At 40.6% G+C, this 20,203-nt stretch carries 18 protein-coding genes, 2 tRNA genes and 1 pseudogene; 6 read left to right on the forward strand and 15 right to left on the reverse strand.

Going from position 1 to position 20,203, the window contains the following annotated elements:
- Nucleotides 1-14: 14 nt before the first annotated feature.
- The 15 genes and pseudogenes from L5B83_RS00330 to L5B83_RS00400 form a co-directional block, all read right to left on the reverse strand.
- Nucleotides 15-767 carry a PFL_4669 family integrating conjugative element protein gene (locus L5B83_RS00330; RefSeq protein WP_265777191.1) on the reverse strand — a complete coding sequence of 251 codons (753 nt, stop codon included), beginning with the start codon at nucleotides 765-767 and terminating at the stop codon, nucleotides 15-17.
- Nucleotides 768-903: 136 nt separating this feature from the next.
- Nucleotides 904-1,287 (reverse strand): hypothetical protein, encoded by a 384-nt coding sequence (locus L5B83_RS00335; protein ID WP_265777192.1) that lies wholly within the window; start codon nucleotides 1,285-1,287, stop codon nucleotides 904-906.
- 18 nt (nucleotides 1,288-1,305) lie between these two features.
- Nucleotides 1,306-2,532, reverse strand: coding sequence for an STY4528 family pathogenicity island replication protein (locus L5B83_RS00340; protein ID WP_265777193.1), 1,227 nt, complete (start codon nucleotides 2,530-2,532; stop codon nucleotides 1,306-1,308).
- 150 nt (nucleotides 2,533-2,682) lie between these two features.
- Complete coding sequence (locus L5B83_RS00345; RefSeq protein WP_250363266.1) at nucleotides 2,683-3,234, reverse strand: DUF2857 domain-containing protein; 552 nt, start codon at nucleotides 3,232-3,234, stop codon at nucleotides 2,683-2,685.
- A gap of 10 nt (nucleotides 3,235-3,244) precedes the next feature.
- Nucleotides 3,245-4,951: a ParB family protein gene (locus tag L5B83_RS00350; protein WP_265777194.1), complete on the reverse strand. Its 1,707-nt coding sequence runs from the start codon at nucleotides 4,949-4,951 to the stop codon at nucleotides 3,245-3,247.
- Nucleotides 4,941-6,318 (reverse strand): annotated as a pseudogene (dnaB, locus tag L5B83_RS00355) (replicative DNA helicase). The gene L5B83_RS00350 and the pseudogene dnaB overlap by 11 nt, the downstream one beginning before the upstream one ends.
- Entirely contained in the window at nucleotides 6,311-7,153 is an 843-nt protein-coding gene (locus tag L5B83_RS00360; protein WP_250349884.1) for a ParA family protein, read from the reverse strand. Before L5B83_RS00360 ends, dnaB begins: the two are co-directional and overlap by 8 nt.
- 123 nt (nucleotides 7,154-7,276) lie before the next feature.
- Nucleotides 7,277-7,363: transfer RNA gene (locus L5B83_RS00365), tRNA-Leu, on the reverse strand.
- Between the two features lie 2 nt (nucleotides 7,364-7,365).
- Nucleotides 7,366-7,441 (reverse strand) — tRNA-Gly (locus L5B83_RS00370).
- Nucleotides 7,442-7,800: 359 nt separating this feature from the next.
- The gene (pgsA, locus tag L5B83_RS00375) at nucleotides 7,801-8,349 is read right to left on the reverse strand and encodes a CDP-diacylglycerol--glycerol-3-phosphate 3-phosphatidyltransferase (RefSeq protein WP_265777195.1); all 549 of its coding nucleotides are present in this window, start codon (nucleotides 8,347-8,349) and stop codon (nucleotides 7,801-7,803) included.
- A gap of 117 nt (nucleotides 8,350-8,466) precedes the next feature.
- Nucleotides 8,467-11,331: a valine--tRNA ligase gene (locus L5B83_RS00380; protein ID WP_265777196.1), complete on the reverse strand. Its 2,865-nt coding sequence runs from the start codon at nucleotides 11,329-11,331 to the stop codon at nucleotides 8,467-8,469.
- 20 nt (nucleotides 11,332-11,351) lie between these two features.
- Nucleotides 11,352-11,948 (reverse strand): zeta toxin family protein, encoded by a 597-nt coding sequence (locus L5B83_RS00385; protein WP_250363314.1) that lies wholly within the window; start codon nucleotides 11,946-11,948, stop codon nucleotides 11,352-11,354.
- A complete protein-coding gene (locus tag L5B83_RS00390; protein WP_165779949.1) occupies nucleotides 11,938-12,114 on the reverse strand; it encodes a hypothetical protein in 177 nt (58 codons plus the stop codon). The genes L5B83_RS00385 and L5B83_RS00390 overlap by 11 nt, the downstream gene beginning before the upstream one ends.
- Nucleotides 12,114-12,554, reverse strand: a complete 441-nt coding sequence (locus L5B83_RS00395; protein ID WP_250363316.1) for a GNAT family N-acetyltransferase — start codon at nucleotides 12,552-12,554, stop codon at nucleotides 12,114-12,116. The genes L5B83_RS00390 and L5B83_RS00395 overlap by 1 nt, the downstream gene beginning before the upstream one ends.
- Nucleotides 12,554-12,997: a DNA polymerase III subunit chi gene (locus L5B83_RS00400; protein WP_250363317.1), complete on the reverse strand. Its 444-nt coding sequence runs from the start codon at nucleotides 12,995-12,997 to the stop codon at nucleotides 12,554-12,556. Before L5B83_RS00400 ends, L5B83_RS00395 begins: the two co-directional genes overlap by 1 nt.
- A gap of 242 nt (nucleotides 12,998-13,239) precedes the next feature.
- Between L5B83_RS00400 and fumC the strand changes: the two genes are divergently transcribed.
- The 6 genes from fumC (at nucleotide 13,240) to trpCF (ending at nucleotide 20,191) form a co-directional block, all read left to right on the forward strand.
- Nucleotides 13,240-14,634: a class II fumarate hydratase gene (fumC, locus tag L5B83_RS00405; protein ID WP_265777197.1), complete on the forward strand. Its 1,395-nt coding sequence runs from the start codon at nucleotides 13,240-13,242 to the stop codon at nucleotides 14,632-14,634.
- A gap of 195 nt (nucleotides 14,635-14,829) precedes the next feature.
- Nucleotides 14,830-16,374 carry an anthranilate synthase component I gene (gene trpE, locus L5B83_RS00410; protein WP_265777198.1) on the forward strand — a complete coding sequence of 515 codons (1,545 nt, stop codon included), beginning with the start codon at nucleotides 14,830-14,832 and terminating at the stop codon, nucleotides 16,372-16,374.
- Nucleotides 16,375-16,383: 9 nt separating this feature from the next.
- Complete coding sequence (locus L5B83_RS00415) at nucleotides 16,384-16,965, forward strand: aminodeoxychorismate/anthranilate synthase component II (protein WP_250349830.1); 582 nt, start codon at nucleotides 16,384-16,386, stop codon at nucleotides 16,963-16,965.
- A 10-nt stretch (nucleotides 16,966-16,975) separates the two neighbouring features.
- Nucleotides 16,976-17,362 carry a tautomerase family protein gene (locus L5B83_RS00420; RefSeq protein ID WP_250349829.1) on the forward strand — a complete coding sequence of 129 codons (387 nt, stop codon included), beginning with the start codon at nucleotides 16,976-16,978 and terminating at the stop codon, nucleotides 17,360-17,362.
- A gap of 399 nt (nucleotides 17,363-17,761) precedes the next feature.
- A complete protein-coding gene (gene trpD / locus L5B83_RS00425) occupies nucleotides 17,762-18,766 on the forward strand; it encodes an anthranilate phosphoribosyltransferase (protein ID WP_250349828.1) in 1,005 nt (334 codons plus the stop codon).
- A 15-nt stretch (nucleotides 18,767-18,781) separates the two neighbouring features.
- On the forward strand, nucleotides 18,782-20,191 hold the full coding sequence (gene trpCF, locus L5B83_RS00430) for a bifunctional indole-3-glycerol-phosphate synthase TrpC/phosphoribosylanthranilate isomerase TrpF (protein ID WP_265777200.1): 1,410 nt from the start codon (nucleotides 18,782-18,784) through the stop codon (nucleotides 20,189-20,191).
- The last annotated feature ends 12 nt before the right edge of the window (nucleotides 20,192-20,203 follow it).

Below are 20,203 nucleotides of genomic sequence, written 5' to 3' on the forward strand. Positions count from 1 at the left end.
CTTATGATGTTCTTTTATTCTGAGCCATTCTCAACAAACTCATCTTGTTCTGGTTCAGTCTCAGATGATGAGGCATTTTTTATAACTGGAGCAAAATTTGCACGTTTTTCACCCGATAAAATTTCAGGGGATAATTCATACTTCATTCGTTTTATTGCGGCCTTATAGCGTGCATTATTTTCGATGGCATCGCGGCGAGTAATACCTGAATGGCGATAATTTTCAACCAAGCCAAAACACTGACGAATTAATTTTGCCCCAGCTTCAATCCAATCCGAGGCGTCGCTACGGGTCATTAAGGCAATATGAGAGGCGGCCATTACTGCACAAGCGAGCTCATCAAATTTTAGAAAAAGGTAAATTAATTGATAGCCAAGTTGAGAATTAAAGGTCAGAGCATAACGTGCAGGTTCTACTGACACTGAATTTTCCATATGGAATGCCGCGGGGATTTGTTCACGATAAAGGTAATTTACCTTATCAACCAATTGCTGCATTTCCTGACGATAACCCAGTACTTTGGTTTCAAACCGCAGTAAATAATCATCTGCATAAGGGTCATCATTCATTGCGGCTTTTTGAATTTGGCTTAATAAACTCAGGCAATTCGGCATACTGATGATCCCTGCACGGGTAATTTTGCCTTGTTCATTCCGCACCGCAGCACGCCCCACCCATAATTTAGAAGCATAATGGGTATTGATAGTAATTTCAGGTGCACTGCGTAATGGTCCTGGTCGTTGATTTTGAAGATCGGTAGTTGTCATATAGATACTCCTTATTCTATGGTTGATTTTTGTACTTTGAAGAACCCTTCTTCACTGGTTGTTTTTTGTACTTTGTCCAGCCCTGGACAGTGATTAATTTTTATACATTGGAAAGTCCCTTTCCAGTGATTAATTTTTATACTTTGGAAAGCCCCTTTACAGTGATTAATTTTTGTACTTTGCAAAGCCCCTTTACAGTGGCTATTTTTTGTACTTTGCAAAGCCCCTTTACAGTGGCTATTTTTTGTACTTTGTGCAACCCTTGCACAGTGCTTATTTTTTGTACTTTGTGCAACCCTTCTTCACTGGTTGTTTTTTGTACTTTGAAGAACCCTTCTTCACTGGTTGTTTTTTGTACTTTGAAGAACCCTTCTTCACTGACTATTTTTTGTACTTTGAAGAACCCTTCTTCACTGCTTATTTTTTGTACTTTGGAGGGTCCCCCTCCAGTGATTATTTTTTGTACTTTGTAAAATCCCTTTACAGTGGCTATTTTTTGTGCTTTGTGCAACCCTTGCACAGTGCTTGCTTTTTGTACTTAATTCAACAACTGTGCTTTAAATTTCCGTATCATTGCCGCTCTCGCTTGACGTTGTTCAAGTGTTGGCACAGACGATAGCGTTTGCTCTCGCTCTGGCACAATCGCTTGTGGTTGTGATTGATTCACCACTGGCGTATGACATTGGCTTAAATGTTGTTCAAGTAAGTAGGGATTAAATTGCCCTAAATGGGCTTTTCTCACTAGGCTTAGCAAATATCCCTGTGGTTTCTTGATGGTTCCTTTTGCAAGGCGTTCACCCGCTTCAAACAAAATAGCTTGGCACAGTCCCAAATCAAGCCCTTCCATTGCTTTAGCTACAGTACGTTTCTCAAAAGGGGTTAAGTTGAGCGTCCAATCAATTTCCTCTGCCGTACCTGTACAGTATTTATTTATAAATACCGTACTGTACTTGTACGAGGTATTCGCTGAGTTCCCTAATGGAACTGAGCCTAAAATCAATGAGTTAACCTGTTTTTCTTGGCTAAGTTCCCTATTGGAACTTGGGGAATTTTGACTGAGTTCCCTAATGGAACTCGGTAAATTAATTGTTTTTTCACTGAGTTCCTCACTTGACTGACCAAGTTCCCTATTGGAACTCAGCAAATTCTGCTGCACAGTATCTAAATTTAAATGAGAAAAATCAGCCTCTTTTTCATTTCCAAGACGAGAACAATAATCTTGATAACGAGCTTGCATCCAATCAATATGCGAAACATAATGCCACTGGGTTTTATCTGACAGAATATTATCGACAATATGCGTTGCAACCCCTCTCACTACAACGTCTTTATGTTTTGTGGATGAATGGAGCAAATGCAAGTAATCTTCGTTAAGTTGAATCGCATCTAATATGGGAATAGGCTCATCGTGCAGTAAATAGACATTCCCTTTTACTTGCCCTAATTCATTACGCACGGTTTCACAAAGGGTCAACCACCTTGTCAGGCGTAGCAGTAATAAGGTTTGGCTGACGGTTTTACGCGATAGGCTCGCATTCAAGTAAGGCTTATCTGAAAGCAGTTTTCCCAATACCTCGTAAGACGGAAATAATCCCCCTTGAAACTCTCTCGCTTTATGCTTGATAAGCTGCCAAGCAAATTTGGCTCGCGGGGTTAAATAAGGATCATAAAGTAGCCGTGTTGGCACGGTTTCGTGCTGATTTCCAAAAAAGAGTAATCCCTGCTCTGTTTTGGGCGATGTGGTGATTTGCTCAAAAATTGTCATGTTTAATTCTCCAAAACCTGTAGTGAATTATTCCGATTGTTTTGGGTCTATATTTCGTTATAATGCTTCTGCATTTTATACAAGAAGAATGCCAAGGCGATTTTTCGCCAATCCCCAAACGTGCACTCACACATTTGGGGATTTTTTATTTTATTTTTTATTACGATACCAAGGCTCAACCGCACGCCAAATCGCCGTCAAATTAATTTGCGTTTCTTCCGCAAACAACATTAATAATTCCAGACCTTCCATTGATTCTAAACTCTGGATACTGCCTTTATGTTGACACCATAATTCCCATAACAGCGTCTTTTGCTCATCAGTGGCTGTCGCTTTTCGTCCAGGCTCTTCACGAATCCCCAATAAACTGCGTCTTGCTGAGACTTTCGTCGTACTCAAACCAAAGTAGGCATTCAACATCTGGATAGACGCACCAAGGAGCAAGGCTCTATCAATAATCATTCGTTCCTGCGAATTGACTTGTGCCATTTTGACCATTTTCCAAAAGGCACTGTGATCGATACTAATCGCTGCAATCGGCACTTTAGATTGAGCAATATCGTACATTTCATCAATGCTTAACTGTTGGATTTCACTGAGTTCTGCCGTTGAAAAGCCAAGGTGATGGCAGGTATTCACGTTACCTTCGCGGATATTATTGACAATGTGGTCTAAAATCACTTTATTTAAATTATCAAGCATAACGCCTCCATTAAGCTGAAGCCCGCAAATAGCGAACAAGACGAATGAGTCGAAATAATTTCACCAAGGTGACATCATCAATTTTAGGTTCTCGATCTGCCGAGCCTAACAATAATGCCGTATCAAGAAAACAGGCTTCCGAATAGGCTAGATTCTGTGTTTGCAACATACTGAGCAACTCATAAATGGTACGTTGGGTATCATCTTTTAAGGAATCTTCGACGTCTTTCATCTGAAAGCTGTAATCGACGGGCTCGTTTACAACGTGTTCAACGAGTTCATCAAGCCCAAACTGCTCGGCAATATCTAAAGCAAGCGAATAGGCTTCAGCCTTATGTTGGCGACTTGGGTACACCTGCCAAATATCCGCAACAGGTTGACGACCAACACAAGCAAATTCCAACCCATTTGCAATGGCTTGTTGCTCACGTTGAGCCTGAATGCTCATTCCTGGCGTAATGCCGTAATTTTGGGCAAATTGCTGGGCGAGATCTTGGGTTAGTTCAGAACGAGAAACCTCATCAACTGTTTCAGTATTCACCATGTCATTGACTGCTTCCGTTTCTAAACTATCGTGGCTGACATCTTCTACAAAAGTGCGGTCATTTTTTTCTGCGTTTTCGGTACGTTCATCAAAGATTGGTGTAATGGCACTTGTACTTTCTGATTCGGTCATCTCAACAGGTTGAACAGGTTCAGAAAGGGATTTTTCCAATTGTTGTTGCTGAAATCTCGCTACATCTTCTTCACTATGCTGAATTTGGGCATCAATTTCTTGCTGCTTTTTCGCCAATTTTTGGAATTTACGCTCATCGAGATCCACTTCCATATAGAGCATTTCATAGCTGACTTTACCCTCAAGGGCATCGGTCATCTCGTTAATTAAGGCATCTTGAAAGGTTTTCACATTGAACGGGTGATCATCATTACAACGAGAAAGGCTATTTTGCCAAATCGCTTCAAATGTGATTTCTGTATCAAATTGATATTGCTGCCAAACTTCAAGGGCGTTATTGCGAATGGCTAAGAGTTTATCAATCGGGCTATTGCCTAATCCATTAAATAGCACATCGGGAATGTATGGATAAAGGTAATCAATACATCTAGCCATTTTTAAAATAGTTGTATAGTGGATAATATATCCATCTTTTTCTAATTCATTAGATAATTCTCTAGAAGATAACTCTTCCCCTAACTTCTTCTCGTAATACTCCTTTGCTTGCTGAATTCCTAACGCTTTCTCTATAAAGGTTAAATCTGCACGGGTATCATTTTCAATTAAATGACCGATCAGCAAATCGAGTTCGGCTTCCACACTGTCCGCTGTCTCCCCTTTCCAAGGTTTATATAGGCATTCAATCGCCCAAAAACGCTGATCTTGGGTTTCACTAAATAGCTCTTTTAAGGCTTGAATCCGCGTATTCCCCCCGTCTGCGATGATATAAAACGGCTCACCTGGACGTTGGGTAATATTAGGCTTATGATCGAGTCCGCGACGTCGAATAGATTCTTTGATCATCTCAAAGTTAGGATTACGGGTTTTGCGTGGATTATGCTCATAAGGGCGTAATTTATCCAAAGTTACTGTAATGTACTGAGAGGTTGTAGGGTAATGCGTCGCAGCCGCCCCTACATAAGAAGGCGAGGTATTCACCATTGGTGCGACATTTAAATTCCGTGCCACAGCATCTGATAATTTTTTGTTTTTAATATTCATTGCGATATCCACCTAAATTCATTTCATTTTCAAATAAACTAAACTCACCATAAAAACGGCATTTCACGCTCCCTAATGGTCCATTACGTTGTTTTCCGATAATGATTTCAGCTAGCCCCCGATCGACACTTTCTGGGTGATAGACTTCATCACGATAGATAAATAGGATCACATCAGCATCTTGCTCTAACGAGCCAGATTCGCGTAAATCTGCATTGACAGGGCGTTTATTGGTGCGTTGTTCTAAACTACGATTGAGTTGTGAAAGGGCATAAACAGGACGCCCTAATTCTTTGGCTAAGGCTTTCAATGCCCCTGAAATTTGAGTGATTTCAAGGTGTCGGTTTTCTACTCTGCCTGTACCTCGCATTAATTGGAGATAATCAATGAAAACCGCTGCAGGCAAGCCATATTGTCGGCTATATTGACGTACTTTACTGCGTAATCGAGGGATCGTTAATGCCCCCTCATCATCAATAATTAATCGCTTGTCCCAGTTTTGTTTAATATCGCCCGCAGAATCCGTAATTTTGCTCCAATCTTCTTCCTCAAGCTCTGTTGCTCGACGAATTTTTTGCAAACTCACTCGTGATTTCATTGCCATAAAACGTTGTAATAACTGGTCAGCTGGCATTTCCTGACTGAAATAAAACACGGGCTGATCCGTCAGCTTATCCAGAATACTTGCAGTGGCCGTGAGAGAAAGTGCCGTTTTTCCCATCGCAGGGCGAGCAGCGATGATAATCAGTTCCCCCGCTTGCCCGCCAGTGGTCAATTCATCAATTTGTTGAATACCTAATGGTGTACCTGTTAACAGGATCCGCACTTAAGGTAGATTGCTCCATCTTATCGAACATTTGCGAAAAAATGTCCGCTAATTGCACCGCACTTTTATCTGTTTGATTTAACGAAATTTTCGTATATCGCTGTTCAATCTGCTCGGCAAGTGCTGCCAAATTTTCCGCATTCTTAGGCTCCTTCATTTCACTTAAAATAAACTGCCCCAAGGCTAAAAATTGGCGTTGCCGACTATATTGTTTGACCAGCTCTGCATAAGCTACAATGTTGGCAACTGATGGCGTGTTATTGGCTATTTCAGCTAAATAGGCAATCCCCCCGACATCTTCCAGCCTGCCTTTTTCTTTGCAAGCTTCCGATACTGTGAGTATATCAATGGCTTTATTTTGGTTAACCAGTGACGCAATAGTTTCAAAAATATAGCGATGCTCGACAATATAGAAATCTTCAGGGGTGAGAATGATCGCCACATCATCAAAGCAATCCGCATTAATCAATAACCCGCCAATGACGGAATATTCTGCCTCAAGCGAATAAAGCTCAGCGGGGGATTTTTTCGTTTTACGCATTATGTCCTCCTAAACCTTGCTCAAATTGATGGGCAAATTGAGGCAACAAATGCATACACAGTGCCTGAATTACGGCATACTCTGCTTTGCTATGTCGATAGACGGGCAATGAATAGGTTGCCGCCTCACGGTAAGCGACTTTGTCAGGAATATGAAAATCAAGGAGGGTTTTATCAGCACTTAAGTTTTGCTCAAAAAGCTGTTTTAGCTGACTAAGCACAAATTTCACATCATTGGTATGATCGACACAGTTAGGCACCGCTTTGAGCGGCGGGAGCGAAAACCCAAATGCCTCAAAGGTCTGCAATTCTTGGTACATACCTATCGTGCCGCGAAGAAATTCTTTTGCGGATAAAATATGTGGCAAGATAGGACAAAATAATAAATCGGCAGCAAGTACAGACATATCTACCGTAATATCTCGCGTTCCGCGTGTATCCACAACAATCACATCATAGCCTTTGAGCTTTTTCAGCAGAAAGCTAAACCGTATTGCACCATCAGGGGCATTGCGTAGCATCTGGCTAACATTATTTGTGGGATCGTTGGATTGAATTAAATCTAAATTTGGCAGGGTTGTTTTTGAAATAATATGGGCGGGATCGACATCTTGATAGGTCAAAAACTCATGGATACCACCTGGTGCGACATAATCTAAAGCAAAATACGCACTAAGTGTCGGTTGCGTATCGGTATCAATTAATAAGGTCTTTAACCCGTGATCTGCACAAAATGCACCAATATTCGCCGCATTTGTACTTTTTGCTGAACCGCCTTTGGTTGAGGCTATGGTAATGATGAATGGTTTTTTGGTAAAAAATTGATTAGTGTTCATAATCATACTCACTTATACAAGAAAAATGGATAAGAAAGTATTGACTGAAATTAATTACATAGAAGAGAGTATCTAGAATTGATCAAATCTTACTTTAAACTCTACTTAAGAGTTGATTTCAAATGGTGCCCGAGGGCGGACTTGAACCGCCACGACTCGAAAGTCGAGGGATTTTAAATCCCTTGTGTCTACCGATTTCACCACTCGGGCGTTGGAGCGGGAAACGAGGCTCGAACTCGCGACCCCGACCTTGGCAAGGTCGTGCTCTACCAACTGAGCTATTCCCGCATTTAGCTAACTTTCTGTTTCGCTAAACAACGAGGTGCATTTTACGGATTTCAATTTATTAGTCAAATAGAAATTTGCTTGATTTAGTTTAATCGACTAAAAAAAGATCAATCCTTATCTATCCGTTTATTGTTCAAGCAATATAAGAAGATTTAAAGTACAAGATGAAAAATTTAGGGATAAAAAACTATCTTCCCTATTTCGCCTTGAAATGGCTATCTCAATAACGCAATAATATTGATCATTATAAAAATACTCTTGGCTATCATTCTTCGATGACTGAGTTATTATAAAAAATAAGTAAAAAAATACCGCACTTTATTATTTGATGAAGTGCGGTATAAAATAGTGAAATTTTTTTAACTGTCTAATAAATTATCTTTTGCTGCTTTTAAATATTGTAGCATTGACCAGACGGTTAAAATTGCTGCAATATATAAAAATACGATTCCTGCGATTTCCATTAATACATTATAGCGCCATAATAATCCGCCTAAAGCAAGCATTTGGGAAGCGGTTTTTATTTTACCGAGCCAAGATACCGCCACTTTACTGCGGCTACCGATTTCAGCCATCCATTCGCGTAGGGCAGAAACGATAATTTCCCTTGAGATCATCACAATCGCTGGTAAGGTTACCCAAAAACTATGTTGATACTCCACGACTAACACCAATGCGGCCGCAACCATAACTTTATCAGCCACGGGATCTAAAAACGCCCCAAAAGGTGTGCTTTGATTCCATTTTCTGGCTAAATATCCATCAAACCAATCTGTAATCGCGGCGACAAAAAAAATGGCTGTTGTCAAGAAAGGCGCCCAAGAGAATGGTAAATAAAATGCCATAATAAAAAATGGAATTAAAATGACGCGGAATAAGGTTAGAATTGTAGGGAAATTTAATTTCATAGGGCGTAACAGTCACAGAAAATAGATAATCGTCAATTATTTTAAAGCATATTTTTCTAATTAGAAAATACTATTTAAAAAAATATCCCTCTAAAAAGAGGGATATGATGTAATGAATTAAAGTGCTTCAATCGCCTGATATTGCGCTTGAACTTTTGCAATGGCCTCTTGATAGCCTTGCATTTTTTCACGTTCTTTCGCAATGACTTGCTCTGGCGCTTTTGCCACAAAGGCTTCATTGCTCAATTTGTTTTCAATACGAGCAATTTCACCGTTGAGTTTTTCTAGCTCTTTAGTTAAGCGTGCTAACTCGGTAGCTTTGTCAATAAAGCCTGCCATTGGAATAAGAAGCTCTGTGTTGCCAACCAATTTGGTTACCGAGAATGGCGCTTCTCCCCCATCCTTTAACAGTTCAACGCTGTCCAATTTTGCTATACTTGCTAATAATGCACTGTTATTGGCAAGAATTTGTTGCTGTTCTGGCGTTAAATGACGTAATAATGCGTCTAAGCCTTTACTTGGCGCAATATTGCATTCCGCACGGATATTACGCACTGCGACGATGATCTCTTTCAACCAACTCATTTGTAGCTCTGCTTGCTCATCAATTTGGCTTGCTTCATACTGTGGATAAGGTTGTAGCATAATGGTGTCACCACTCACGCCCGCAAAACCTTTCACTTTTTGCCAAATCTCTTCAGTAATAAATGGAATAATTGGATGAGCTAAGCGTAGCAATTTTTCTAATACATTTACTAGTGTACGACTTGCCGCGCGTTTTTGTGCCACATTACCCTGTGCAAATATTGGTTTTGTGAGTTCTAAATACCAATCACAGAACTGATCCCAAGTAAACTCATAAATGGCATTCGCTGCTAAATCAAAACGATATTGTGCAAATGCAGAACGCACGGTTTCTACTGTGCGGTTAAACTGCGAATTGATCCAGCGATCCGCAAGACCATACTCCAGCTCTCCCTCAGATAAATCTAATTTATCATTGGTCAGCACGAAACGGCTTGCATTCCACAGTTTATTACAGAAATTACGATATCCCTCTAAGCGTTTCATATCCCAGTTAATATCACGCCCATTACTTGCAAGGGCGGTCAAGGTAAAACGCAATGCATCTGTACCGTGCGCTGCGATGCCATTAGCGAACTCTTTACGGGTCGCTTTCGCAATTTTTTCCGCTAATTGCGGTTGCATCATATTGCCCGTACGTTTCTTGAGTAAATCTTCAAGGCTAATACCGTCAATCATATCGATCGGGTCAAGGACATTCCCTTTTGATTTTGACATTTTTTGCCCTTGTTCATCACGAATCAATCCTGTTACATAGACTGTTTTGAATGGAACTTGCGGTTTACCATTTTCATCTTTGATGAAGTGCATCGTAAACATAATCATACGTGCAACCCAGAAGAAAATGATATCAAACCCCGTGATCAAGACATCTGTTGGGTGGAACATTTTCAGTTCTTTGGTCTGCTGTGGCCAACCGAGGGTAGAGAATGTCCATAAAGCCGAAGAGAACCACGTATCTAGCACATCTTCATCTTGTTTGAGTACAATATCAGAATTTAGCTGATATTTTGACCGCACTTCTGCTTCACTGCGAGCCACATAAATATTACCTTGTTCATCATACCAAGCAGGAATACGATGTCCCCACCAAAGTTGGCGAGAAATACACCAATCCTGAATATCACGCATCCACGAGAAATAGAGATTTTCATATTGCTTCGGTACGAATTGGATTTCGCCCTCTTCTACCGCTTTGATTGCCACTTCCGCCAATGGTTTTACGCTCACATACCATTGATCGGTGAGCATCGGTTCAATTGGTACGCCACCACGATCGCCATAAGGCACTTTTAGATCGTGTGGTTTAATTTCTTCCAATAAGCCTAAGGCATCAAAGTCCGCCACAATTTGCTTACGCGCTGCAAAACGTTCCATTCCACGATATTTTTCTGGAATGTCTGCCACATAATTTACGAGAGGTTTATTATCTATGCCAATAATTTCCGCCTCATCACGAATATCCGCATTTAACGTCATCACATTTACCATTGGTAACTGATGGCGTTTACCTACTTCATAGTCATTAAAATCGTGAGCTGGGGTGATTTTTACCACACCTGTTCCAAATTCACGATCCACATAATCATCAGCAATAATTGGAATTTCACGATCTGCTAAAGGCAAGATCACGGTTTTGCCAATAAGAGATTGATAGCGTTCATCTTCAGGGTGAACTGCCACCGCGGTATCGCCCAACATTGTTTCAGGACGTGTGGTAGCAACTACGAGATAATCTTTGCCATCAGCCGTTTTTTCGCCATTAGCTAATGGGTAGCGGAAATGCCAAAGCGAGCCTTTGCTTTCTTTATTTTCCACTTCAAGATCCGAAATTGCGGTGTGCAATTTTGGATCCCAGTTCACAAGGCGTTTGCCACGATAGATCAACCCTTCCTCGTGCAAGCGTACAAACACTTCTTTCACCGCATCAGAAAGCCCATCGTCCATCGTGAAACGCTCACGATCCCAGTCGATTGAATTCCCCAAACGACGCATTTGCTGGCTGATTGTGCCTCCGGAATAGGCTTTCCAATCCCAGATTTTTTCAATAAAGGCTTCACGACCGTAATCGTGGCGAGTTTTGCCTTCTTCTGCCGCGATTTTACGTTCCACCACCATTTGCGTGGCAATCCCTGCGTGGTCTGTCCCCGCTTGCCAAAGGGTGTTATCCCCTTCCATACGATGAAAACGAATCAGCGTATCCATTAAAGTTTGCTGGAAAGCGTGTCCCATATGCAATGATCCCGTTACATTCGGCGGTGGAATCGCAATGCAATAACTCGGTGCATTCGGGTTTTCATTCGGCTTAAAATAGCCCGCTTCTTCCCAGTGTTTATAAAGTGCTTGTTCTACGGCAGAGGGATTAAAACGATCTGCCATTTCAAATTTTTGTGTCATTGTTTTTTCTCTATTTGTAACTAAACTAAATTAAAATCTAACCGTAATAATTCTGCTAATAAATTTTCACACCAATCAGGTAATACTTGTTCAAACTGCGTAATTATTTTCGCTTTAGAAAGATGAAAAATAAGCATTGGCATTTCCGCCGAATTATCATAAATAAATATTTCATCGCACAGCGGTAAGGCTAAAATTAAATTTTGCCGACTAATTTCGTAGCGTTTACGAATTGTGGCTTCATCAATAAAATGGCCGCCTTTTCGTACTCTAGCCTGCACCCTTTTCACATTAATATCAGGATCATTGACACCGATATAATTTAGCCTTACATAAAAGCCTTTTGATTTAGCTTGCTGCATACGGTGCAAAATAGACTTTCCTGCAAGAGTCGATTCCATTGAAAATGAAACCTGATTTTTTACCGCATACTTAAATAATTCAACGGCTTTTCTTCCTGCTTCAATATCGGCCAATCGTGGATTTTGTGGATTGAGTTCCATTGCAATATGATCGGAATCAATCACCACTTGCACCTGATCTTGATTAAAAGAACGCAAAGTACTTTTACCTGCCCCATTCGTACCACAATAAAAAATGGCTAAATTATTTCGCATATTTAATCACTTCTTCTCGTCCATCAGGATAATGATCGACAATATCACCATTAGGACGCTGGAAGGTGAGAATTTCACGCTTTTTCTTATCTTCCATCCAAGGTTTGAAGCGAATAGCTAATTGCCGTTGCTGTTCGATAATTTCTTCTTTTGTCATTGGTTTCATTATTTATTCTTCTCCAACTTCATATCCAAATGCGGTATGCCGTCTTCTAAATATTCTGCTGAAGTGGGCTGAAAACCCAAAGTGCGGTAGAAATTTTGCAAATAAGTTTGCGCTTGGATTAGCACAGGTTCTGTTTCCCAATGTTGTTGGCAATAAGCCAATGCGTGTTGCACCAATTCTTTGGCTAAGCCTTTGCCCCGTGCGTGCTGCGCCACTAGCACTCTGCCAATATGAATGCCGTCATCTTGTGGAATAATGCGGCAATAAGCACAGATTTTGCCGTTAAATTCTTGCCAAAAATGCACCGCACTTTGATCCCAATGATCCACTTCTTGATAAGCACATTGTTGCTCCACCACAAATACGGCGGTGCGAACTTGGTAAATCGCAAATAATTCTTGTGTGCTGAGTTCAGCAAAGGTTTTTGCATTCCACCTCATCAGGCTTGCTCCGTGCTGAGCTGCCAACCTAATTGACGGTATTGTTTATAACGCTCCCGTGCGATGGCTTTTTGCGTTTCGTCAGCGGGAACAAAATCAATAATCTGATTAAAACTCGCAATAAAATCGGGAATTTGGGCTTGCAAGTTTATTAATAGATCACGGCGTTGTGCGTTGCGTTTTTCCGCCCAGCTAATTTCAATGGGGGGGGCATATTGAGTGATTTCGCCCGATAAATTATGTGGCACAAACTCTTCTGGCTCTCTCGCCCATAGGGCTTCATCAAGGCGAAAAGCCTGTTCTTCACTTTCGCAGCTAATTAACACTTTTTTACCTAATCGCCAAGCCTGCGCAGCCAAATCACAAGCCAAGGTTTCCATTGCAGACAATGGGGATTTTGCTTGTGTTTTGTCTAAAATGTAAAACTGTGCGTGCTTTGCCATAAAAATGCGTCTTTTACCCGTATGAAATCAGATTTTTAAACGCCTAATTTTAACGAAAAATCCGATAAATAGAAAACATTAATTTTTCCGCTGCCAAAAAATTCAAAAAAATCTTACCGCACTTTATGATCTACATCACAAAACCCAACTTTGCCAACTTTCCCCAGATTCCATTCATACTTCTAAAGTGGTAAACTCAAAACGTTTTCTTATTATTAATTCAATCATTTGAGGTAACTAGAATGGAATTTCGTATTGAAAAAGACACGATGGGCGAAGTGAAAGTGCCAGCAGATAAATACTGGGCGGCACAAACAGAACGTTCCCGCAATAACTTCAAAATTGGGCCATCGGCATCAATGCCACAGGAAATTATTGAGGCGTTTGGTTATTTGAAAAAAGCTGCTGCTTACGCAAATAATGAGCTAGGCGTTTTGCCCGTTGAAAAACGTGATTTAATCGCCCAAGCTTGCGATGAAATTTTAGCCCATAAACTTGACGATCAATTCCCATTAGTCATTTGGCAAACCGGTTCAGGTACGCAATCCAATATGAATTTAAATGAAGTGATTGCAAACCGTGCGCACGTTATCAATGGTGGAAAATTAGGTGAAAAATCAATTATTCATCCAAATGATGATGTCAATAAATCACAATCATCGAATGATACTTATCCAACCGCAATGCACATTGCTGCCTATAAAAAAGTGGTGGAAGTCACTATTCCTTGCATTGAACGTTTACAAAAAACCTTTGCTGCAAAAGCAGAAGCCTTTAAAGATGTGGTGAAAATTGGGCGTACTCACTTAATGGATGCAACACCACTGACATTAGGACAAGAATTTTCTGCCTATGCTGCGCAATTAGATTTTGGCTTGCGTGCGTTGAGAAATACCTTACCTCATCTTGCCCAGCTTGCTTTAGGCGGTACGGCGGTAGGTACTGGCTTAAACACACCGAAAGGCTATGATGTGAAAGTAGCGGAATATATTGCGAAATTTACCGGCTTACCATTTATCACCGCGGAAAACAAATTTGAAGCCCTTGCCACCCACGATGCCATTGTTGAAACACACGGTGCGTTAAAGCAACTTGCAATGTCTTTATTCAAAATTGCAAACGACATTCGATTATTGGCTTCAGGTCCGCGTTCTGGTATTGGTGAAATCTTAATTCCAGAAAATGAACCCGGTTCTTCTATTATGCCCGGTAAAGTAAATCCAACGCAGTGTGAAGCCTTGACAATGGTATGCGCACAAGTGTTAGGTAACGATACCACCATTTCTTTTGCAGGTTCACAAGGGCATTTCCAACTTAATGTGTTTAAACCTGTAATGGCGTACAACTTCTTGCAATCTGCCCAGTTATTGGCTGATGCTTGTGTTTCTTTTGATGAACACTGTGCAAGTGGCATTGAACCCAATTACCCACGCATTAAACAGCAACTTGAAAATTCATTAATGTTGGTAACGGCATTAAATACCCATATTGGTTATGAAAATGCGGCTAAAATCGCCAAAACGGCGCATAAAAATGGTACGACATTAAGAGAAGAAGCCATAAATCTAGGCTTAGTCACGCCTGAACAATTTGATGAATGGGTACGCCCTGAAGATATGGTTGGCAGCTTGAAATAATGCCAATTTAACCTTCATCTTATTTGAAATGTTGGTAAGGAATATTCTTTACCAACATTTCTTTTCTCTTTTATAGCGAAAGCGCTCAAATAAGCCAATTAGCTAAATTTCCTTCTTGATGAAAACAGTCCTTGACAAAACCCTTTTGTACTAGTTTAATAGTGCATTATTATTTTATGCAAAAAAGGAATTCCAATGACAATGCCTTTTCTCCACGTATTTTCACAAAATGTGGCTTATCACAGCGATCCAACCGCTGTTTTTGCGACATTATGCCAAGATAAAACCAATACACTCTTACTTGAATCCGCCGAAATCAGCAGTAAAAATAGCTTAAAAAGTCTTTTATTAATTAATTCTGCGTTAAAAATTAGCTGTTTAGGTCAATGCGTAACCTTTAACGCATTAAATGAAAATGGTGTGGCATTATTACCTTTGCTACAAGAAAAATTACAACATATGGCACAACGCCTTTTACAGCAAGACAATCAACTCATCGCAGAATTTGCGCCACTCAATCCTGATCTTGATGAAGACAGTAAATTACAAGCGCCCACAATTTTTGATGGTTTACGTTGCTTAACCGCGCTTTACAAAACAAGCGAAACACCCATTTTTCTTGGTGGCCTATTTGCTTATGATTTAGTGGCAAATTTTATTCCAATGGAAAATATTGTACTACACAATGATGGCTTAAGCTGTCCTGACTACGTTTTCTATTTAGCAGAAAATTTATTGATTCTCGATCATCAACGCCAACAAGCTCAACTCCAAACCTTCTGTTTTAATCAAAATGCGCTTTCTGCCACAGAACAAAGTGCGGTACAAATTACGCAAAAATTACAGAAAATTGAACCGCACTTACCTCTCCTATCGGCTTCAACGGAAGTTAGCGTGAACATTGAAGATGAACCCTTTAAAGAGATTATTCGCCGTTTAAAACACCACATCAACATTGGTGATGTATTTCAAATTGTGCCTTCACGCCGTTTTTCTTTAGCTTGTCCGAACAGTCTTGCTACTTACCGCCAATTGAAAGTGAATAATCCAAGCCCTTATATGTTTTATATGCAAGATGACGATTTCACGCTATTTGGTGCGTCCCCTGAAAGTGCATTAAAATACAGCCAAGATTCTCGCCAATTAGAAATTTACCCTATTGCAGGATCACGCCCAAGAGGATTTGATGCTCAAGGGAATATCGATCCCGAACTGGATGCGCGTTTAGAATTAGAATTACGTTTAGATAAAAAAGAGTTAGCAGAACATTTAATGCTAGTGGATTTAGCACGGAATGATATCGCACGGGTTTGTCAAAGTGGTACACGTCAAGTGAAAGATTTAATGCAAGTGGATCGTTATTCACACATTATGCATTTGGTCTCTCGCGTGGTGGGTAAACTTCGCCCTGAATTAGATGCCTTGCACGCTTATCAAGCCTGTATGAATATGGGAACACTCACAGGCGCACCGAAAATCAAAGCAATGCAATTAATCTATCAAGTGGAACAACAAAAACGCCATAGCTATGGCGGTGCGGTGGGCTATCTCTCATCAGATGGAAATTTCGATACCTGTATTGTGATCCGCTCTGCTTTCGTGCAAAACGACATTGCTTATATCCAAGCTGGCTGCGGTGAAGTGCTAGATTCTGATCCCCAAATGGAAGCAGATGAAACTCGCCACAAAGCCAGAGCGGTAATTAATGCCATTATGCAAACCAACCAACTTGCACAATAAGGAAACTCTATGGCAAATATTATATTTTTAGATAATTTTGATTCCTTTACTTATAACCTTGTGGATCAATTTAGAACGCTTGGACACCAAGTGCAAATTTATCGTAATGACTGCAATATTGCGCTGGTAGAAAAAATGGCACTAAAGCCAAATAGTATCCTTGCTCTTTCTCCCGGGCCGGGTAACCCGCAAGAAGCGGGCATTTTACTGCCACTTATTAAACGTCTTAAAGGCAACGTGCCAATGATTGGCATTTGTTTAGGTCATCAAGCGTTAATCGAAGCATTTGGCGGTGATGTGGTTCATTCTGGCGAAGTGCTGCACGGCAAAGTTTCCAATATTCAACACGATGGACAAGCAATGTTTGCGGGGTTAAATAACCCAATGCCAGTGGCACGCTATCATTCCCTAATGGGAGAAAATTTGCCCGATGAATTTATTGTAAACGCTGAGTATAACGGCATTGTTATGGCAATCCGTCACAAAACGCTACCCATTTGCGGTTTCCAATTCCACCCAGAAAGCATTCTTACCGTGCAAGGAGGAAAATTGCTAGAAAACGCAATAAATTGGTTGCTTAATCGTCATTAAGGATAACACGATGATTATTGTTTATGGATTAAAAGATCGCCTAAATTCACGCAAGGCACAGCTTGCAGAAATTATTTATGCTTGCTTGAATCTTGAAATGGATATTCCAACGGGTAAACATTTTATTTATTTCCAAGGGACAGAAGCAGAAAATTTGTATCTACCTAGCGGACGTAGTCAAGATTTCACCGCCATTGAAATTAATCTTATGCAAGGCAGGACTGAATTTACTAAAAAACGATTAATTAAAATGCTTTTTTGTGAATTAGAAAATAAACTCAACCTTTCTCCCATAGATGTTGAGATCACCATAAAAGAGCAGCCAGCTCACTGCTGGGGATTTCGTGGAATGACAGGTGATGAGGCAAAAGATCTCAGTTACAGCATTTATCGTTAGCCAAACTTTGTATTTTAGTTATTATGAAATATTAAACAAAGTACCTTCGGGTTCCCTTCAGTCTTGTCCGAATGGAAGCTAAATTTTTAGGCGAAAAAAATTGTAATTTTGTGTAGTGAAACGGAACAAAATCTCTTTTTTCGCCGCCCGAAAAATTTAGTTGGAATGAGGAAAAACAAGACTGCAGGGTGTGCTTTCTTTTGCCTACTTTGCTTTGCACAAGCAAAGACAAAAAGTGAAACTTTTTGAACGTTGCTTCAGCAACGACCTAATAAGGTGAGATAGTTCGTATTACGAACTATCGAATAAAAGTAGGTCGCCTTTAGGGCGAAAAACCCAAAATAGATATACACGATTAAAATTTAAAAATAAAATTAACAGAATTGAAAGGAATACCCTATGCAAACCGAACAACTTCTTAACCAACTTTTTGATAAACAATCTTTATCCCAAGCGCAAGCAGAACAGCTATTTAATGCCATTTTGCAAGGCGAATTAAATAACGAACAGCTAGCAGCCGCACTCATTGCGCTAAAATTGCGTGGAGAAAGTGCAGAAGAAATCAGCGGTGCGGTCAATGCCGTCCTCGCTAATGCCAACCATTTCCCAACGCCTGATTATGTGTTTGCCGATATTGTTGGTACTGGTGGCGATGGCGCAAACACCATTAATATCTCCACAGCGTCTGCCATTGTGGGGGCAGCTTGTGGTTTGAAAGTGGCCAAGCACGGCAATCGTAGCGTATCCAGTAAAACTGGAGCAAGTGATGTTCTCAGTGCATTAGGGGTCAATATTAATATTAGTGCGGAACAAGCACGCCAAGCCCTTGATGAAATTGGCATTTGCTTTTTGTTCGCACAACAATATCACCCAGGGTTCAAACACGCGGTGCCTGTTCGCCAAGCATTAAAAACACGCACTATTTTCAATATTTTAGGCCCATTATGTAACCCTGCTCGCCCAAAACATCAATTATTAGGTGTATATTCCCCCGAATTGATTGCACCTTATGCAGAAACGGCTGTACGTTTAGGGCATAAACACAGCATTGTGGTACACGGTGCGGGTTTAGATGAAGTCGCCATCCACGGCAAAACAGAAGTGGCAGAAATTCGTGATGGAAAAATTGAACGTTATAGCCTAAGCCCTTACGATTTTGGTTTTGAGCCGCAACCATTAGAAAGTCTGCGTGGCGGTGAGCCAGAAGAAAATGCAAAATTTTTGACCGCACTTTTACAAGGCAAAGGCAAAGCAGAACACGCCCAAGCAGTGGCAATGAATACCGCCTTATTAATGAAATTATTCGGCTATGAAGATTTGAAACAAAATGCTGAAAAAGTGCTTGCTGTGCTTGCCTCAGGAAAAGCGTTTGAAACCTTAATCGCATTGCGTGCAGTAGAATAATCAAGAGAAAACACAATGATCATTAACAACCAAACTCCAACGATTTTACAAAAAATTGTGCAAGATAAAGCGCAATGGGTGGAGGCAAAATCGCACGCCTTCCCTTTGCAAGCGTTTGAAAAAAAACTTGAAAAATCTGACCGCTCTTTTTATCAAGCATTAGCACAAGGTACGCATCAACGTCCGGCTTATATTTTAGAATGCAAAAAGGCCTCACCTTCTAAGGGCTTAATTCGTGCAGACTTTAACCTTGATGAAATTGCTCAAGTATATAAGCATTATGCCGCAGCCATTTCCGTGCTTACGGATGAAAAATATTTTCAAGGGGATTTTGCTTATATTCAGCAAGTTCGTCAGCAGGTTACCCAACCTGTGCTGTGCAAAGATTTTATGATTAGCCCATATCAAGTTTATCTTGCGCGCTATCACCAAGCTGACGCGATTTTACTGATGCTTTCCGTGTTAGATGATGAAACCTATGCACAACTGGCAGAATTAGCCCACGAATTAGGTATGGGGGTGCTAACAGAAACCTCTAATCAGCAAGAATTAGAACGTGCTATTGCATTAGGGGCGAAAGTTATCGGAATAAACAACCGTGATTTACACGATCTTTCTGTCGATCTTGACCGCACGCCGCCTCTTGCACGCCAGATCCCAGCGGATCGCATCATCATTAGCGAATCAGGCATTTATTCTCATCAACAAGTTCAACAATTAAAACCTTATGTTAATGGCTTTTTAATTGGCAGCAGCCTAATGGGAAGTGATGATTTGAACAATGCGGTAAGGGCGGTGATATTTGGTGAAAATAAAGTCTGTGGTCTAACACGCCCTCAAGATGTTCAAGCCGTGTATCAACAAGGTGGCTTATATGGTGGATTGATTTTTGCTGAAACCTCAAAACGAAAACTATCTTTACGTCAAGCGCAAGAGCTTGTGACGCAAGCCCCATTGCGCTTTGTCGGTGTATTCCAAAATCAACAAATTGATTTTATTGTAAAAATTGCTTCTCAGCTAACACTTTTTGCCGTCCAGTTACACGGTAGTGAAAAGGCAGAATTTATTGCACAATTACGTCAGCAATTGCCTACTGAATGCCAAATTTGGCAAGCCATTTCTATTCCAGTAGAAAAACAAAGTGCGGTACAAATTGAACCCATTTCACATATTGATCGCTATGTCCTCGATAGCCAACTTGCCAAGCAACAAGGTGGTACAGGACAATCCTTTGATTGGTCGCTTATTCCTACTGAAATAAAAAATAAAGCAATGCTCGCAGGGGGCATTAATCAGGAAAATGTCTCACTTGCCCTATCACAACATTGCTTAGGTTTAGATATTAATTCAGGCGCTGAAAGCAGTGCGGGTGTGAAAGACGCCCATAAGCTCGCGCAATTATTTCAACAAATTTTAGATTATTAAGCATAAGGAAAA

It is taken from the genome of Avibacterium sp. 21-599 (assembly GCF_026226765.1).
Lineage (GTDB): Bacteria > Pseudomonadota > Gammaproteobacteria > Enterobacterales > Pasteurellaceae > Avibacterium.

Bases quoted from the DNA above. Each gene is read 5' to 3' on its own strand.
- L5B83_RS00395 (WP_250363316.1), bottom strand. From the start codon at position 12,554: ATGAGGTGGAATGCAAAAACCTTTGCTGAACTCAGCACACAAGAATTA.
- L5B83_RS00385 (WP_250363314.1), bottom strand. From the start codon at position 11,948: ATGCGAAATAATTTAGCCATTTTTTATTGTGGTACGAATGGGGCAGGT.
- trpE (WP_265777198.1), top strand. From the start codon at position 14,830: ATGACAATGCCTTTTCTCCACGTATTTTCACAAAATGTGGCTTATCAC.
- L5B83_RS00400 (WP_250363317.1), bottom strand. From the start codon at position 12,997: ATGGCAAAGCACGCACAGTTTTACATTTTAGACAAAACACAAGCAAAA.
- pgsA (WP_265777195.1), bottom strand. From the start codon at position 8,349: ATGAAATTAAATTTCCCTACAATTCTAACCTTATTCCGCGTCATTTTA.
- L5B83_RS00390 (WP_165779949.1), bottom strand. From the start codon at position 12,114: ATGAAACCAATGACAAAAGAAGAAATTATCGAACAGCAACGGCAATTA.
- L5B83_RS00345 (WP_250363266.1), bottom strand. From the start codon at position 3,234: ATGCTTGATAATTTAAATAAAGTGATTTTAGACCACATTGTCAATAAT.
- L5B83_RS00415 (WP_250349830.1), top strand. From the start codon at position 16,384: ATGGCAAATATTATATTTTTAGATAATTTTGATTCCTTTACTTATAAC.
- L5B83_RS00350 (WP_265777194.1), bottom strand. From the start codon at position 4,951: ATGAATATTAAAAACAAAAAATTATCAGATGCTGTGGCACGGAATTTA.
- L5B83_RS00420 (WP_250349829.1), top strand. From the start codon at position 16,976: ATGATTATTGTTTATGGATTAAAAGATCGCCTAAATTCACGCAAGGCA.
- L5B83_RS00340 (WP_265777193.1), bottom strand. From the start codon at position 2,532: ATGACAATTTTTGAGCAAATCACCACATCGCCCAAAACAGAGCAGGGA.
- L5B83_RS00330 (WP_265777191.1), bottom strand. From the start codon at position 767: ATGACAACTACCGATCTTCAAAATCAACGACCAGGACCATTACGCAGT.
- L5B83_RS00360 (WP_250349884.1), bottom strand. From the start codon at position 7,153: ATGAACACTAATCAATTTTTTACCAAAAAACCATTCATCATTACCATA.
- trpD (WP_250349828.1), top strand. From the start codon at position 17,762: ATGCAAACCGAACAACTTCTTAACCAACTTTTTGATAAACAATCTTTA.
- L5B83_RS00380 (WP_265777196.1), bottom strand. From the start codon at position 11,331: ATGACACAAAAATTTGAAATGGCAGATCGTTTTAATCCCTCTGCCGTA.
- trpCF (WP_265777200.1), top strand. From the start codon at position 18,782: ATGATCATTAACAACCAAACTCCAACGATTTTACAAAAAATTGTGCAA.
- fumC (WP_265777197.1), top strand. From the start codon at position 13,240: ATGGAATTTCGTATTGAAAAAGACACGATGGGCGAAGTGAAAGTGCCA.